The organism is Microcoleus sp. OTE_8_concoct_300 (genome assembly GCF_031383065.1).
Taxonomy (GTDB): Bacteria; Cyanobacteriota; Cyanobacteriia; order Cyanobacteriales; family Microcoleaceae; genus Microcoleus.
Genome location: NZ_JANMZH010000505.1, coordinates 1 through 15,284, shown reverse-complemented (window position 1 = coordinate 15,284; position 15,284 = coordinate 1). Strand labels below are relative to the sequence as shown.

Annotated in this window: 12 protein-coding genes and 1 pseudogene; 8 read left to right on the top strand and 5 right to left on the bottom strand. The window is 46.0% G+C overall.

Translation table 11 applies throughout. The annotated features are described in order from the left end of the window. The first annotated feature begins 105 nt into the window (after positions 1–105). The 4 genes from ACUVJL_RS23165 (at position 106) to ACUVJL_RS23150 (ending at position 5,389) form a co-directional block, all read left to right on the top strand. Positions 106–741 carry a Uma2 family endonuclease gene (locus ACUVJL_RS23165; RefSeq protein ID WP_445247987.1) on the top strand — a complete coding sequence of 212 codons (636 nt, stop codon included), beginning with the start codon at positions 106–108 and terminating at the stop codon, positions 739–741. A gap of 215 nt (positions 742–956) precedes the next feature. Beyond that, the gene (locus tag ACUVJL_RS23160; protein WP_445247986.1) at positions 957–1,577 is read left to right on the top strand and encodes a Uma2 family endonuclease; all 621 of its coding nucleotides are present in this window, start codon (positions 957–959) and stop codon (positions 1,575–1,577) included. A gap of 105 nt (positions 1,578–1,682) precedes the next feature. Next, positions 1,683–3,005, top strand: coding sequence for a 30S ribosomal protein S12 methylthiotransferase RimO (rimO, locus tag ACUVJL_RS23155; RefSeq protein ID WP_445247985.1), 1,323 nt, complete (start codon positions 1,683–1,685; stop codon positions 3,003–3,005). A gap of 899 nt (positions 3,006–3,904) precedes the next feature. Continuing rightward, entirely contained in the window at positions 3,905–5,389 is a 1,485-nt protein-coding gene (locus ACUVJL_RS23150) for a DEAD/DEAH box helicase (protein WP_445247984.1), read from the top strand. An 838-nt stretch (positions 5,390–6,227) separates the two neighbouring features. On the opposite strand, the gene ACUVJL_RS23145 is transcribed toward ACUVJL_RS23150, so the two are convergent. Continuing rightward, a complete protein-coding gene (locus tag ACUVJL_RS23145; RefSeq protein WP_445247983.1) occupies positions 6,228–6,773 on the bottom strand; it encodes a hypothetical protein in 546 nt (181 codons plus the stop codon). 333 nt (positions 6,774–7,106) lie between these two features. Here ACUVJL_RS23145 and ACUVJL_RS23140 point away from each other — a divergent pair, with 333 nt between their 5' ends. From ACUVJL_RS23140 to ACUVJL_RS23130, 3 genes are all read left to right on the top strand, one after another. Next, entirely contained in the window at positions 7,107–8,309 is a 1,203-nt protein-coding gene (locus ACUVJL_RS23140) for a Coenzyme F420 hydrogenase/dehydrogenase, beta subunit C-terminal domain (protein WP_445247982.1), read from the top strand. Between the two features lie 98 nt (positions 8,310–8,407). Beyond that, positions 8,408–9,442, top strand: coding sequence for a M28 family peptidase (locus ACUVJL_RS23135; protein WP_445247981.1), 1,035 nt, complete (start codon positions 8,408–8,410; stop codon positions 9,440–9,442). A 188-nt stretch (positions 9,443–9,630) separates the two neighbouring features. After that, positions 9,631–10,449 (top strand): leucine-rich repeat domain-containing protein, encoded by an 819-nt coding sequence (locus ACUVJL_RS23130; protein ID WP_445247980.1) that lies wholly within the window; start codon positions 9,631–9,633, stop codon positions 10,447–10,449. 144 nt (positions 10,450–10,593) lie between these two features. Here the strand turns inward: ACUVJL_RS23130 and ACUVJL_RS23125 are convergent, their stop codons facing one another. The 4 genes and pseudogenes from ACUVJL_RS23125 to ACUVJL_RS23110 form a co-directional block, all read right to left on the bottom strand. Further along, positions 10,594–12,786: an alkaline phosphatase D family protein gene (locus ACUVJL_RS23125; protein WP_445247979.1), complete on the bottom strand. Its 2,193-nt coding sequence runs from the start codon at positions 12,784–12,786 to the stop codon at positions 10,594–10,596. A gap of 520 nt (positions 12,787–13,306) precedes the next feature. After that, positions 13,307–13,549, bottom strand: a pseudogene (locus ACUVJL_RS23120) (ABC transporter ATP-binding protein); the annotation flags it as partial. 123 nt (positions 13,550–13,672) lie between these two features. Next, the gene (locus ACUVJL_RS23115) at positions 13,673–14,044 is read right to left on the bottom strand and encodes a DUF2237 family protein (protein ID WP_445247978.1); all 372 of its coding nucleotides are present in this window, start codon (positions 14,042–14,044) and stop codon (positions 13,673–13,675) included. Positions 14,045–14,093: 49 nt separating this feature from the next. Then, the gene (locus ACUVJL_RS23110) at positions 14,094–14,555 is read right to left on the bottom strand and encodes a GNAT family N-acetyltransferase (RefSeq protein WP_445247977.1); all 462 of its coding nucleotides are present in this window, start codon (positions 14,553–14,555) and stop codon (positions 14,094–14,096) included. 236 nt (positions 14,556–14,791) lie between these two features. On the opposite strand from ACUVJL_RS23110, the gene ACUVJL_RS23105 reads away from it, so the two are divergent. Next, positions 14,792–15,284, top strand: a 493-nt coding sequence (locus tag ACUVJL_RS23105; RefSeq protein ID WP_445247976.1) for a CatB-related O-acetyltransferase, incomplete at its 3' end; no start/stop codon positions are given.

Here is a 15,284-nt window from a genome sequence, read left to right as displayed (position 1 = left end):
CAAACTTCACTTCCTATGTCAAGAACTGCTGGTAACGTTACCAGCAGTTCTTGTGTAATATTTGAGCTTTTCGCATACTAATCACCAGACAGAGGAAACCACAACATGATCCAAACCATATCGAAAACAATCACGTTTGATGAGTTCGTTGCCTGGTATCCAGAGAACTCTGTCCATAAGTACGAACTACATAATGGAGTAATTGTTGAAATGCCTTTAGGAACCGGCCGCCATTCCCGCGTTATAGGTTTAACCAGGGACGAAATCAGCGCAGAAATCAGGCGACTGAAATTGCCTTGCTTTATCCCCGGCCACTGCCTGCTCAAACCCGTCCGCAACGAGGCGGGCTACCTGCCAGACGCAGTTGTCCTGGATGAAGCAGCTCTCGTCAACGAACCGCGCTGGGATAGGGAATCTATCATCACGATGGGGTCTTCGGTGCGGTTGGCTGTAGAGGTCGTCAGCACTAACTGGCGGGACGATTACCATCTCAAATTCGCTGACTACGAAGAAATGGGCATCCCCGAATACTGGATTGTGGACTACCTCGGTTTGGGCGGCCGCAAGTTCATCGGTACTCCCAAACAACCCACACTATCGGTTTGCCAGTTGGTTGACGGCGAGTATCAGGTAAAACAGTTTAAGGGCGATGACACAGTTGAGTCGCTGGCTTTCCCAGAGTTGAGGTTGACGGCCGAGGTGATTTTTCGAGCCGGTCTGCCTCCAACCGATCCGAGCTAGAAGGACTGGGGGGCGATCGGGTATCAAAAGGATATCAAATGGGTACAAAAGGACACCAATTTTTTAACAAATCTGCGTTTTGTACCAAGTGCTGTTTTGTCGGGACGGGCGATCGGACCCATATCAGCTACAGTCCAATTTGTCAATTGTACTCTGTACATTGTGTCATCTTTTAGATTTCCGCATACTAATCGCTAGACAGAGGAAACCACAACATGATCCAAACCATATCCAAAACAATCACGTTTGATGAGTTCGTTGCTTGGTATCCAGAGAACTCTGTCCATAAGTACGAATTACACAATGGAGTAATTGTTGAAATGCCTTTAGGAACTGGCGACCATTCCGACGTTACAGGTTTCATCTCAGGTGAAATCAATTTTGAAATCAGACGACTGCAATTGCCTTACTCCATCCCCGGTGACTGCCTGCTCAAACCCCGTAACGAATCAGGCTACCAACCAGATGTAATTGTCTTAGACCGCACCGCTCTCACCAACGAACCGCGGTGGAAAAAAGAATCGATCATCACGATGGGTAGTTCCGTTCGACTGGCTGTAGAGGTGGTCAGCACGAACTGGCGGGATGATTATTTTTTCAAAGCTTCCGACTATGAAGAAATGGGCATTCCCGAATACTGGATTGTAGACTATCTCGGTTTGGGCGGCCGCAAGTTTATCGGTAATCCCAAACAACCAACACTTTCGGTTTATCAATTAGTAGATGGAGAGTATCAGGTCAAACAGTTTAGGGGAAGCGAGAGGGTTGAGTCGCTGACTTTTCCAGAATTGAAATTAACGGCCGAACAGATTTTTCGGGCTGGCTTGCCAAACTAGCGAGTAAAAATTATGCAAAGGTCGATCCACACAAGCTTGCAATTTATCAAATTGTGTGATACCATGAAACGTTCTCGAAAATAGCGCAACAGCAAATATTACTGCATGGCAACGAAGCCAACGATCGCATTTAGTCACCTCGGCTGCGAAAAAAATCGCATTGATACCGAACACATGATCGGCTTGCTGGCTCAAGCGGGCTATCAAGTCGATTCTAATGAAGAATTAGCCGATTATGTTGTAGTCAATACTTGCAGTTTTATCCAAGCGGCGCGTGAAGAGTCGGTCCGCACCTTGGTAGAATTGGCCGAAGCTAATAAAAAAGTAGTCATCACCGGCTGCATGGCACAGCATTTTCAGCAGGAATTGCTGGACGAATTGCCCGAAGCAGTCGCAATTGTCGGCACTGGCGACTATCACAAAATAGTCGATGTTATGCAGCAGGTGGAAAAGGGCGATCGAGTTTCCCTCGTCTCCTCAGAACCTACTTACATCGCTGACGAAACTACTCCCCGCTACCGCACCACATCGGAAGGTGTCGCTTATCTGCGGATAGCAGAAGGCTGCGACTACCGCTGTGCATTTTGCATTATCCCGCACTTGCGCGGAAATCAAAGGTCGCGGACGATCGAGTCTATCGTCGCAGAAGCTCAGCAATTGGCGTCGGAAGGGGTAAAGGAAATTATCTTAATTTCTCAAATTACCACCAACTACGGCAAAGATATTTATGGCGAACCGAAACTAGCCGAACTACTTCGCGCTTTGGGTAAAGTAGAGGTGCCTTGGATTCGGATGCACTACGCCTATCCTACAGGTTTGACTCCCCAAGTTGTCGAGGCAATCCGGGAAACGCCCAACGTTTTGCCGTATTTGGATTTACCCCTGCAACACTCGCACCCGGAAATTCTGCGGGCGATGAATCGGCCTTTTCAAGCTGGGATTAATGATGCTATAGTCGATCGGCTCAAAGCAGCACTTCCCGGCGCCGTGATGCGGACAACTTTTATTGTCGGCTTCCCCGGCGAAACCGACGAACACGCAGCACACTTGCTGGAATTTGTCAAGCGCCACGAATTCGATCACGTAGGAGTTTTCGTATTTTCGCCAGAAGAAGGAACCCCAGCCTTTAGCTTACCTCAGCAAATACCAGCAGAAATAATGGAAATGCGGCGCAATGCGGTAATGGCGGCACAACAACCTATATCATTGAAGAAGAATCAAGAATCTGTCGGTCAGGTAGTTGATGTCCTGATAGAACAAGAACAACCAGAGACAGGTGAGTTGATTGGTAGATCGGCTCGGTTTTCCCCAGAAGTAGATGGACTCGTCTATGTGACAGGAGAAGCGCGACTGGGATCGATCGTATCAGTGAAAATCACTGGTGCAGATGTCTACGACCTCTACGGTCAAGTCGATTTTAGATTTTAGATTTTAGATTTTAGATTGACTGCACAGACTCATCTGGGAGATCGATCTTTTGTCTAAAATTGTGGGATCGACCCTCATGAGTTGACGTGGCACTGTATCCGGTGCTGGGCGGGGTCAAGTGTAAGTTTTGCTGGAACAGTGGCGATCGGCGGTGTGGCGAACAAAAACCCGACACCAGCCAAAAATAATTAGCCGATTTTGCAGCAAAAGTAACGGTTTGTACAAGATTGTGCAAAGATATGTAGCAACGGGGTTATAGACCTTGATTAGCCTCTGGCGGCAATCGACGCTCCCCCTCGGGGTGCGGTTATCTCTACAGAACATCGGAAAATTTTAACGAATTTAATGTTTTGTTTCTGAATGTAAAGAGTTATGATAGTAACAAGCCAGAAATAAGCGGGGACAATTTGAGATTGCTTCGCCGTCCGCCCTACACCACAACGGTATCCCGAAAAAGTGTTGAGATGGATAGGCGGTAACGGTCGCTGCATCCCCTGCTCAATCCCGCAGGCGACGGATTGCGGGATAGCGCCTGAACCAAAAAACCTATTACTACTATGTTGTAGTGAAGTGGGGCTGTCATGATCCTCACTATAAAATGCCCAAGAGGGAAAGCTTGCAAGTACCTCAAAGGAAGTCCAATGTCCTGTTTAAAGAATGTTGGAAGCCTATAACCCGACCCCTGGCGGTTGGTATCGGTGATGTCACAAAATCAAAGACGGCTGTCGAATTGGTAAATTAGTCACCATCGACGGAGCTGCCCTATACTCGATTGCTATTTAAGAAGGTGCGCGCAGGCGCAGCACCATAAAGAACTCTTATGAGTTCCTGCCGCCGAGCAGAAATCCGCATCCGAGTTGGGCAACTTAGAAGGCTAAGACTCGTTATTAGGAGCATTAATGAATTTATTGTTTGAAGGCTTAGGTCTTTCGGAAGAACTCGTTCTCCATCTGGAAACACTAGGCTTTACAGAACCTACTCCCATCCAAGTACAAGCAATTCCGCACCTGTTAGCAGGTCGCGACGTTGTGGGTCAAGCCCAAACAGGGACAGGCAAAACTGCAGCATTCTCGTTGCCCATCTTGGAGCGGATTGATTTAGATGTAACAGCAGTGCAAGCACTGGTGCTGACACCGACTCGCGAATTGGCGATGCAAGTAACTGAAGCCATCCGCGATTTGAGTGGCATTAGCAACGAGGGCCCGGTAAAATTGGGTCGCTCTCTGCAAGTTCTGACGGTGTACGGCGGTCAATCGATCGATCGTCAAATGCAGCGTTTGAAGCGCGGCGTTCACGTCGTTGTCGGTACACCCGGACGCATATTGGATATGCTCAGCCGCGGCAGCCTGAAACTAGACAAGGTAAAGTGGCTGGTTTTGGATGAAGCTGACGAAATGCTGAGCATGGGCTTTATCCAAGATGTGGAAAAAATCTTGGATGCTGCACCAAAAGAACGTCAAACGGCATTTTTCTCGGCGACGATGGAAGCTTCCATTCGGAAATTGGTGTCGCGCCATTTGCGCAACCCAGTCAACGTCACCGTAGAACAGCCAAAAGCAACGCCGAAGCGCATCAGCCAAGGCGTGTACATGATTCCCCGTGGCTGGTCGAAGGCAACGGCTCTACAGCCAATCCTAGAAATGGAAGATCCCGAATCTGCACTGATTTTTGTGCGGACGCGGCAGTCGGCGGCGGAACTCACCAGCCAACTGCAAGCTGCAGGTCACAGCGTTGACGAGTATCACGGTAATTTGAATCAAGCACAGCGGGAACGCTTGCTGTCGCGGTTCCGCCAATGTCAGGTGCGCTGGGTAGTGGCGACTGATATTGCGGCGCGGGGTTTGGACGTGGATCACTTGACTCACGTGATTAACTACGATTTGCCCGACAGTGTGGAAAGCTACGTTCACCGGATCGGACGCACGGGCCGGGCTGGTCGCGAAGGAACGGCGATTACGCTGATTCAACCGGTCGATCGCCGCAAACTGCGCTTGATTGAACGCCACGTGCGATCGAGCTTGACGGTGCGAAACATTCCCACACGGGCGCAAATTGAAGCTCGTCAGTTGGAAAAGATGCAAGGTAAAGTGCGCGAAGCGTTAGCCGGAGAACGGATGGCATCTTTCTTGCCTCTGGTGTCTGAGTTATCCGAGGAGTATGACTCCCACGCGATCGCCGCTGCTGCTTTGCAAATGGCTTTCGATCAAAGCCGTCCTGCTTGGATGGGCGCCGATTACGCTCAACAAGAAGATCCCCCGATTGGTGGAGAAAACAGTGTCAAGCCAATCTTGATCAAGAAGCGGGCTAAGACTGCTGCGCCAACTAATTCTGTAGCGCCGACTTTTTCTGGAGCACCGAGTGCTCCTGTTCCCCAGAACAGCTAATTTGTAGGGTGCGCAATGCGCACCTTATTTTGAATTTTTGTAGAGATGCGATCGATCGCACCTCTACTTTTTTTTATGGGTGCGATCCTAAATCCGAGATCGCGGGCGCAGTTGAAACCGCGAACAAACTTTCGTCCACTCCTAGCGGACTGAGCATTGGATAAGTAAAGATGCAAGGAATGCGACAGGCAAGATGCCTGTTCCACAAACAGTGAATTTTCTTGTGGAAGTGGAACAGGCATCTTGCCTGTTCATAATCGGACAATTGCTGTAACTAATTCTACGCTGAGTACGTTAATTGAAGAATTGGGCACTGAGTGTCAAAATGTTATTACTTTATTTCAATTCCGGTTGCATTGGAATCATTAAACCGCAGAGTACGCAGAGAACGTAGAGTCTCCAGAACAGAGAGATGAATACAGGACGATGAAGCGCGGATTTGATATTAATCCATCAACTTCAGTTACCTAATTTGAGCGATCGACTGCGGAGAGGATTTTCATATCATGTCCGGTCAATTCCCTCCGCTTCGCTTCGCCCGAAATCAGGTAGGGGCGGGTTCACCAACAATCTCTGCCAACAATTGACCATTTCAAAAACCCGCCCTGCCGGGATATTATGGTCAATCGATCGGACATGATATCAGACACTAATTGCTGAGGAAATGGCAAAATTGTCGGAGGATGATGATGAAGATTAAGGAGACGCGGACGATCGCACATCAGGAAAAAGCCCTCCCGTCAACTCACAGAAAGCCTAAAACTCCTAAAAAATAAGCAGGAGTTTAGTCCTGACTACAAACTGGTGAACCGGGACTTTTGCACTGTTGTTTAATATTTCAGTTTAGCTGGGTGCCCACAATAATTTTTTGCACGCGAGATCCCTTAATTTCCAAAATCAAATTAGAAGCCTTTTGGTCATTGCTGTAAGTCAACCGAGTCACTCCACCCTGCACAGATTGCGACCCGTAACCGTAAATTTCAACAACTTTTTGGCTATTATCTCCTACCTTCACACCATCAATTGTCAGAAACTTGGGATTGGTAGTAGAAATTAAATAAACTTTGCCCTCCCATGCTGCTACCGTCAATCCTGAGTAGTTTAGCGTGCGAATATTGCCACCGATGGCAGGCCCAGCAGGTTTAGTTTCGTCGCGCTGCTGTTTTCCCAACTTGCGTTTTGCCTCTTCTACAGACATCCCCAACCGAACCCCGCCAATCCCCAGGCGTGAATAGTTCAGCGCCGCCGGCTTTTGTGTCGCGCTGAGCATTCTTTCTAGAGTCGCAACAGTTTGATTCATAGCGGGAATAGGGCGAACTAAAGCAGCAAATCCTAAGCTCGAAATTGCGAGATTGAGGATGATGCTAGCGACGGCTGTTGTCACAAACATTTTTACCATTTTTTTATAGCTTTATTTGGCAATGTATTCGCGCGATCGCCCGCTCGATCCGGATCTATACTAATAATCCAGGCTGCAGATAATTCACTCCTACACAAGCAAAATCCGCCTGGGCAAACTAAAAGAGTAAAGATATTCACCCCCAAAAATATAACGCCTAGAAACCCGGTTTCTGTAGGGGCAGTGCCAAGAGATCTCGCCCTGACGGGTTTCTGAATACCAAACAAAGTTTTACGTTTAATTAGAGCGACTACTTAATAATTGGAATTGCTGTGATATCCTAACAAAAGCCATATCTGCATAAAATAAGTAATTTAGATGACCGCAACAGATTCTACTAAACACCAAAAATCCAAGGCCCTGAAACCGGGTAGCCGCCGCCCCGCTAAAGAACTTTGCAGCGAATGCGGTTTGTGCGATACATATTACATCCATTATGTCAAGGAATCTTGTGCTTTCTTAACACAGCACATCGCGGAACTGGAAGCAGAAATTCACGGGCGATCGCGCAATCTCGACAATGCCGACGATTGGTATTTCGGAGTCAGTCAAAATATGATGGCTGCTCGTAAAAAAGAGCCGATCGAGGGCGCTCAGTGGACGGGAATCGTCAGCACAATTGCCATTGAAATGCTCGAAAAAGGAATTGTAGAAGGCGTTGTTTGCGTCCAAAATACCAAAGAAGACCGCTTTCAACCCATGCCGATTATTGCTAGAAATCGCGAAGAAATTCTGGCTGCAAAAGTCAACAAACCAACTCTCTCTCCCAATCTTTCAGTATTAGAACAAATCGAAAAATCGGGGATGAAGCGGCTGTTAGTAATTGGCGTTGGCTGTCAAATTCAAGCTTTGCGAACAGTCGAGAAAAAACTTGGTTTAGAAAAGCTCTACGTTTTAGGAACTCCCTGCGTGGATAATGTCAGCCGTGCAGGCTTGCAAAAATTCCTAGATACGACTAGCCGCTCTCCTGAAACGGTGGTTTCTTACGAGTTTATGCAAGACTTTAACGTTCACTTCAAACACGAAGATGGTTCGAGCGAGAAAGTGCCGTTTTTCGGTCTGAATACTAAGGAATTGAAAGATGTTTTTGCTCCTTCTTGTTTGAGCTGTTTTGATTATGTCAATTCTTTAGCAGATCTAGTTGTGGGCTACATGGGAGCACCTTTTGGTTGGCAGTGGATTGTGGTGCGAAATGACACCGGGCAAGAGATGTTAGACTTGGTAACGGATCAGCTTAATACTCAGCCCGTGATGTCTCAAGGAAACAGAAAAGAAGCGGTTCAGCAAAGCATTCCGGCTTATGAAAAAGGGGTGACTTTGCCAATGTGGGCGGCGAAGTTAATGGGAGTTTTTATTGAGAGAATTGGGCCGAAGGGTTTGGAATATGCTCGGTTTTCGATTGATTCTCATTTCACTCGCAATTATCTGTACGTGAAGCGGAATTACCCGGAGAAATTAGAGGCTCATGTGCCGGAATATGCTAAGCGGATTGTGGGGCAGTATAAGTTACCAGATGTGTAAACTTGTAGGGTGCGTCAGTCAAAAGCTGTTGGGTTATTGAAAAAATAACGCTAACTGACGCACCCTGCGACTCAAGGATAGCAAAAGATAGAAAACAAATGCACTTGGGAACAATCGGATTATGGAATCGCGGAAGGTTAACTATACTGGCTATTCTTAGTACAATCTTAATTAGTCTGATTAGTGGGATATGGTTGAGTATGATTGCTATGCCAGGGAAAAGCTACAGCGGGACAATTCCACCTTTAACAGCACAGGAAATCTCGCTCCGAGATGCTTTACAGCGCGATGTGGAAAAGCTCTCTGGTGAAATCGGAGAGCGCAACTTTATACAATATCAAAAACTTGGAGAAGCTGCTGACTTTCTCGAAGCATCTTTTCAAGCTGCTGGCTATAAAGTTGAACGACAAGGATATAAAATTGATGATAATTTTTATTATAACATAGAAGTGGAGATTCTAGGGGGAAAAAAGGCAGATGCAATCGTTGTAATTGGGGCACATTATGATTCTGTGGTGGGGAGTCCAGGGGCAAATGATAACGCAACTGGGGCGGCGGGAGTGCTGGCTTTAGCGAGAATGTTTGCAGGTAAAAAGCCTGAAAAGACTGTGCGTTTTGTTGAGTTTGTGAATGAGGAACCGCCTTTTTTCTGGACTGCTGATATGGGGAGTTTGGTTTATGCCAAAAGATGCAGAGAGCGTAATGAAAAAATTGTTTCGATGCTCAGTTTAGAAACAATTGGTTATTACTCAGATGCCAAAAACAGTCAGAAATATCCAGCACCATTAAACCTTTTTTATCCTACGTCGGGAAACTTTATCGGATTTATTGGCAATACATCCTCAAGTAAATTGGTTAGAGAGGCGATCGCATCTTTCCGCCGCCATGCTGAATTTCCCTCGGAAGGTGCAGCAATTCCGGGTGGTATTCCTGGTGTTGGTTGGTCCGATCAATGGTCTTTTTGGCAACATGGTTATCCAGGGCTGATGGTGACAGATACTGCTCCCTATCGCTATCCTTACTATCACACGGCGCAAGATACACCGGATAAGGTTGACTGGGAACGGACGGCGAAGGTGATAGCTGGATTGGAGAAAGTTGTGGCAGATTTGGTGGGAATTAATATTAATTAGTTGCGTAGGGTTCCCAGCGGGAAAATATCCTCGCTCGGCACAGAATATCAGGCAAACTGGCGCACCTAAAAATTAGTATAAGTTGCCAGAGTGAGGTGATTCAGAGAGTTTGTAATAGATGTTTGGCAGGGACACGGTAAGGCAGTGTCTTTGTTGTATACTGTTGGGAAAATTAGAGGTAAAAGATTATGACACTTATAGTTACACAGAAACAGATGAATTTACCAAAGTCGATCGCACTTGCTTGTTGTGCGGTCCTAGCATTATCTGGAAATGGACTGTCTGCGAAAGCTGCAGAAACGCAGCCGGGAAACGGTAGACGAACATTTGCCGATTGGTGTCGCCAAAAAGCTGATTTGAGTCCTGAAGCTAAACGTACTGTTGAGGTGCTGTTGAAGGAAGCAGGGACTACTGAGTGCGATGCGGCTAATCTGAAACTTTCGAGTCTCACACAACTAGACCTCGTGGACAATAAAATCAGCGATATCAAACCATTGGAATCCTTGACTAACCTGACACAGCTCTTCCTTGGCAACAATAAAATCAGTGACATCAAACCGCTACAATCCTTAACTAACCTGACTATGCTCGACCTTGGCGACAATCTTCTGGGCGACATCAAACCGCTACAATCCTTAACTAACCTGGCTTGGCTCGGTCTCGCAAACAATAAAATCAGCGACATCAAACCGCTACAATCCTTGACTAACCTGACTTTGGTCGTCCTCGACAACAATCGAATCAGCGACATCAAACCGCTACAATCCTTGACTAACCTGGATTGGCTCTTCCTCAACAACAATCTTCTGGGCGACATCAAACCGCTCGAATCTTTGACTAACCTGACTAGGATATCCCTCGAAAAAAATCAAATCAGGGACATCAAACCGCTACAATCCTTGACTAAACTGACTGATCTCTACCTCAGCGGAAATCCTATCGCTCCCAAAACTTGCCCGCTCAAACCAGCGTCTATCTGTAAGTGGCAACCACAAACTAAACCATAAAACTTTACAGTTCCGAAAATTATAGCTACCAAATTAGGACACAAATCACCATAATTATCATTGGAAAGTCCGCGCACCATCCGGACTTAGTTTGTGTCACCGCGATTTCAATCGCCTGGATATTTTTGCAATAAGTCTATTTAATCACTTAGGATTAACAACAAACTCACTGACAATAAACGGCTTTCGATTAATAATCGCACTAGGATTAGCATCAAGTTGCGACTGCGTGTAAGGTTCAATACCATAAGTTATTACCCGCAACTGCTGACTCTCAGGAGCAACTTCAAACTCATTCCAGCCGTAGGTATGCACTCCTAAATACTCTCCCTGAATCAGTCTAGCGTCAATCCCAGAACCTTCCAAACCAACTGGATCGTATCCTAGCGGCGCTGTCCGAGTATCCAGAATATTGCGGACAAACGCATCTTTTTCTTCCCTTGTCGGCAATGAATTATAGCGATTTTTTTCAGATTGTGGCAGCAAGGCGGTGGGCGTAAAAGCAACTGTTGCGGGGCCAAAGGGGGCGGCAAACGGCCCTTGCCCGATGTTCAACTGAATAGCAACAGGACTCGTCATTACATCAATAACATCCGTAGGGATTTGCGGCTGACCTGCGGCTTCTTGATAGGTGACATTATTCACGACATATCCGTGAAAATCTCCGGTCGCAAAAACCACATTTTTGATGTTGTTTTCTTTGATGAAACGCAGCAAATCTGTTCGTTCAGCAGCATAACCTTCCCAGCGATCGCCTGCAACCGGAATACCAAAATTTTGAATCGGATCGCTTGACATAACAAACTTCCAAGTTATGCCATTTTGTTGAGCTTTCAGTAAGTCATTTTTCAAGTCTTGAAGTTGCACGGCCCCTAACAGCGTGCGATTGGGCGCAAAGGCATCATTGAGAAACTTATTAACAGTAGCTTGGTCGGAAGTTTCTGCAATACTTTTCAAAGAATTATCTCGGAAAGAGCGCAAGTCTAACACAAATGTAGCTGCATCACTGCCGAAAGTATTATAGCGATAAAGTTTCTGCTCATTAGCAGTGCGAGAGTCGCCCGTATTGCCATAAAAATCATTTCGCACGGGATTGTACGCTTGAAATGCTTGTAAAGCTGTGTCAAATACAGGCGTATCATTGACAAAGCCTCCCCCCGTCCCGAAAATTCCTTCTTTTTGCGGCGACTCACTAGGTGTTGCACCGCCGGCAAAATCATTCGTGAGTTCGTGGTCATCCCAGCTAGCATAGATGCTGGTAGAAGCCTGCAAATCAGCCCAAGTATTGAGGCCATAACGTTGAGCGTAGACTTCATTGTGCTTCGTGCTAAACTCTTCAAAAGTTTTAGGTTGTCTGACTCCCGGCAAATCTGGCGATAGATCGTCTACATAAGCGCTGTCGCCGATGCGAACAAAAAAGTCGAGATTGCGTTCCGGCGCATTTGCGATCGCCGGGAAAGGAGTAAGTTGACCTTGCCAGTCGCCTGCTACCCCAAATCGTAAACCCTGGCGATTTCCCAACTCAGCAGCAGTGCGGAATTGCCCAACTGCTGAAGTGCCAGCGGCATCATGCACTCGATAAAAATATTGAGTACCAGGCTTTAAATTCGTCAGTTCGGCTTTCACTGGTACGGTAACATCGGTGACGGTATCTGTGAGAGTGCCGATACTGTTACTGAAGTTTGGATCTGTGGAATATTCAAAGACAATATTACCAAGAACTGTGCTGCGAGTCCACAAAACCGTTGAAGTTTGGGTGGTATCTCCAGAAGCAACGCCATTTGGCAAGGTTGAGTCACCCGACTTAATAAATGGGGTGACATCTCGCCCTTCGGCAGCGCCAAACTTGATAAAGTGTTCAATGCCAGTAAGTTCGTCCCGTTCAACAGCGGCAGTAATATCGGGGTTTTTGGCCAGATAATAGCTATCGTTATACAAAGGGCTGGGACTGCGGTTTTCCGATTGACCAAATTGGATGAAGTGACCAATGCCAGTAATTTCATCGCGATCGACAGCCGCAGCAACATCGGGATTTTTCCCTAGATAATAGCTGTTGTTATAGAATGGGCTAGGATTGCGACCTTCAGATTCTCCAAAATTAATGAAGTGTTGTAATGCTGTCGTAGCTTTGCTATTGACAGCTGCAGCGACATCAGGGTTATTTAGGAGATAATAATTAGTATCGAATAGGGCGCTAGGGTTGCGGCCCTCAAATTGACCAAATTTGCTAAAGTGTTCAAATCCGTTTTGGAAGTTCCCTTTGGCTACAGCGGCGGCTACCTCTGAGTTTTTGGCCAGATAGTAGCTTTCTTGAAATAGATTTTTAGTGTCTAACATAAGGGAAAATAGAAGTGTTGTTGTTTAATAGTGGCTTTGGGGGTTCAAAATAGCCTTGACAGGATTATACAGTGTGGCGATCGCGATCGTTAAGTAGAAGAAAGTTCGGCAACGGATTCGCAAGGGCGGATGTAACGGATGTAACGGATGTCAGGAAGAAGGAAGTTCGGCAACGGATTATGTAACGGATGTAACGGATGTAACGGATGTAACGGACGTCAGGAAGAAGGAAGAAGAAAGAAGACTTACACAGCCAGCTTTTTAGTGGGTCTTAAACATTTTCCAGCCCCTTTAAAAGCTGAAACCCACTCTAGGGAATGGAAAAAAATCGAGAACCTAAAAAGGTATGAAACCCTTGGTATAACTAGATTAATACCCATTCTATCTAAAAGTATTTCTCTATCGGGGTTTTAGCCAAAAGGGCTTCAGTTTTTGTCTAAGTCCCGTTAGTCATCATTGTTTTACCTTTAATATTACGTCCGATGAAATGCGATCGCTAATTCTGGCCAAACTTCAGCCGCTAAACTTCCTGAATTTGCATCAACCGCTGCTTTAACCTTGGTGGATCGCCCCGATCGAGCACTTCACACTTCTCCAACAAAAAAGCCCCATCGCCATAATTCAACTCATCCAAACGGTGAGTCACCCACAAAGCCGTCAGCCCGCAATTTTTGACCAAACCCTGCACTGCGGACACCAAATTTAACTGAGAATCAGGATCGAGTAAAGCCGTAGGTTGATCTAATAGTAAAACCTCGCCATGACAAGATCGCACTTAAATATTTGAGTGGCGATCGATCTCAAATCTCAAATCCAGTGACTTGATGTTCATCAGAAAAAGACGATCGCCCTTATTGACTAAAAGCGATCGCACAGCAACCTCCTCCTATAAATCAGCAGCGTGCTGCTTCAATTCATCCAAAGAAACGTATTCCAAAGTCAAGGCGTGAGTCGCGGCCAAAACCACAGGTGGCGCAACTCCTGCATCCATTGCTTCCTTCCAGCGAGAGGCGCACAAACACCAGCAATCCCCAGGCTTCAAACCGGGGAAATTAAATTCGGGAACCGGAGTGCTCAAATCATTTCCCTTCGATTTAGTGAATTGCAAAAACTCTTCTGTCAGTTGAGCACAAACAGTGTGAACCCCAAAGTCGCCACCACCTGTATTGCATTTGCCGTCTCGATAATAGCCCGTCATCGGCGACGTGCAGCAAGTCTCTAACTTTCCGCCCACCACATTTGTAGCTTCCGTCACCATCGCAACTCCTCCGTAAAACTCTTCGATCTAATTTTACACAAATCGTTGTTTATATATTTTTTTCCATTACAAAGTTGATAAGTTTTTGTCCTCTGCATTCTACTTCTTGTTTTCTAATCACAATAAATCCCTGGCTTTCAAAAAAAGGTCGAGCTGTAATGCTGGCCTCGGTAAATAATTTGTTAATTCCTAAGTCTTGGGCTTTTGACTCAATTTGTTTTAAAATTAGCCTGCCGACTCCTTGCCTTTGAAAATCTTGATGACAGAAAAAGCAATCGATATGGCCGCTTGGTTCTAATTCCCCAAAACCTGCAATTTTCTCACCCTCTTCTGCTACGAAAGTAAATTTACTGCTTAAACTTTTAGTCCAACGTTCGATATCCATATCTGCTGGCGCCCAAGCATCTACTTGTGCTTGTGTGTAATCGCGGATGTTTACTTCGTGTACCGTGTCGTAAAACAGTTGTACAATTTGTTGGGTATCACCGATGAAGTAGGTTCGTACTCTCATAAATTATCTCACTGCGATCGCTTCTTTAATATTAATTTGGGATTTTTAACCGCTTCGGAACGCGGATGGATGTTGGCTGTTACCATTTTGTCTCATTTCTTGCAGGGCGATCGATCCAAAATTTCTCGCCCACCCCTTGACAAATTTTACAACTCTATGTTATTGAAGCATAAGCAAACCTCACTCTAATTAACAGTAGATCAATCCAGCAGGTTAACGAATAAGCATTGAAACTTATGGCAGAAATTGGGCCCGATCCAAACCGACCTTATCCGATGGCCGATCAGCGGCGCGTATGCTTCATCAAAAACTTTATTAAATCCCCGAACATTATCGTCGGCGATTACTCATATTACGACGATCCAATAGAGCCAGAAAACTTTGAAAAAAATGTACTTTATAACTTCGGAAACGAGCGATTAATTATTGGTAAATTTTGTGCGATCGCGACCAACGTCAAATTCATTATGAACGGTGCAAATCATAAACTAGACGGGATTTCAACTTATCCTTTTCCTATTTTTGGGAATGGTTGGGAAACAGCCATGAATTTATTAATGGAACTGCCAAGTAAAGGCGATACTGTCATTGGCAATGATGTTTGGATCGGCTATGAATCCCTGATTATGCCCGGAGTAAAAATCGGCGACGGTGTCGTCATTGCGGCCAAATCCGTTGTAGTAAAAGACATTCCCGCTTACACCGTTGTGGGTGGAAACCCCGCCCAGC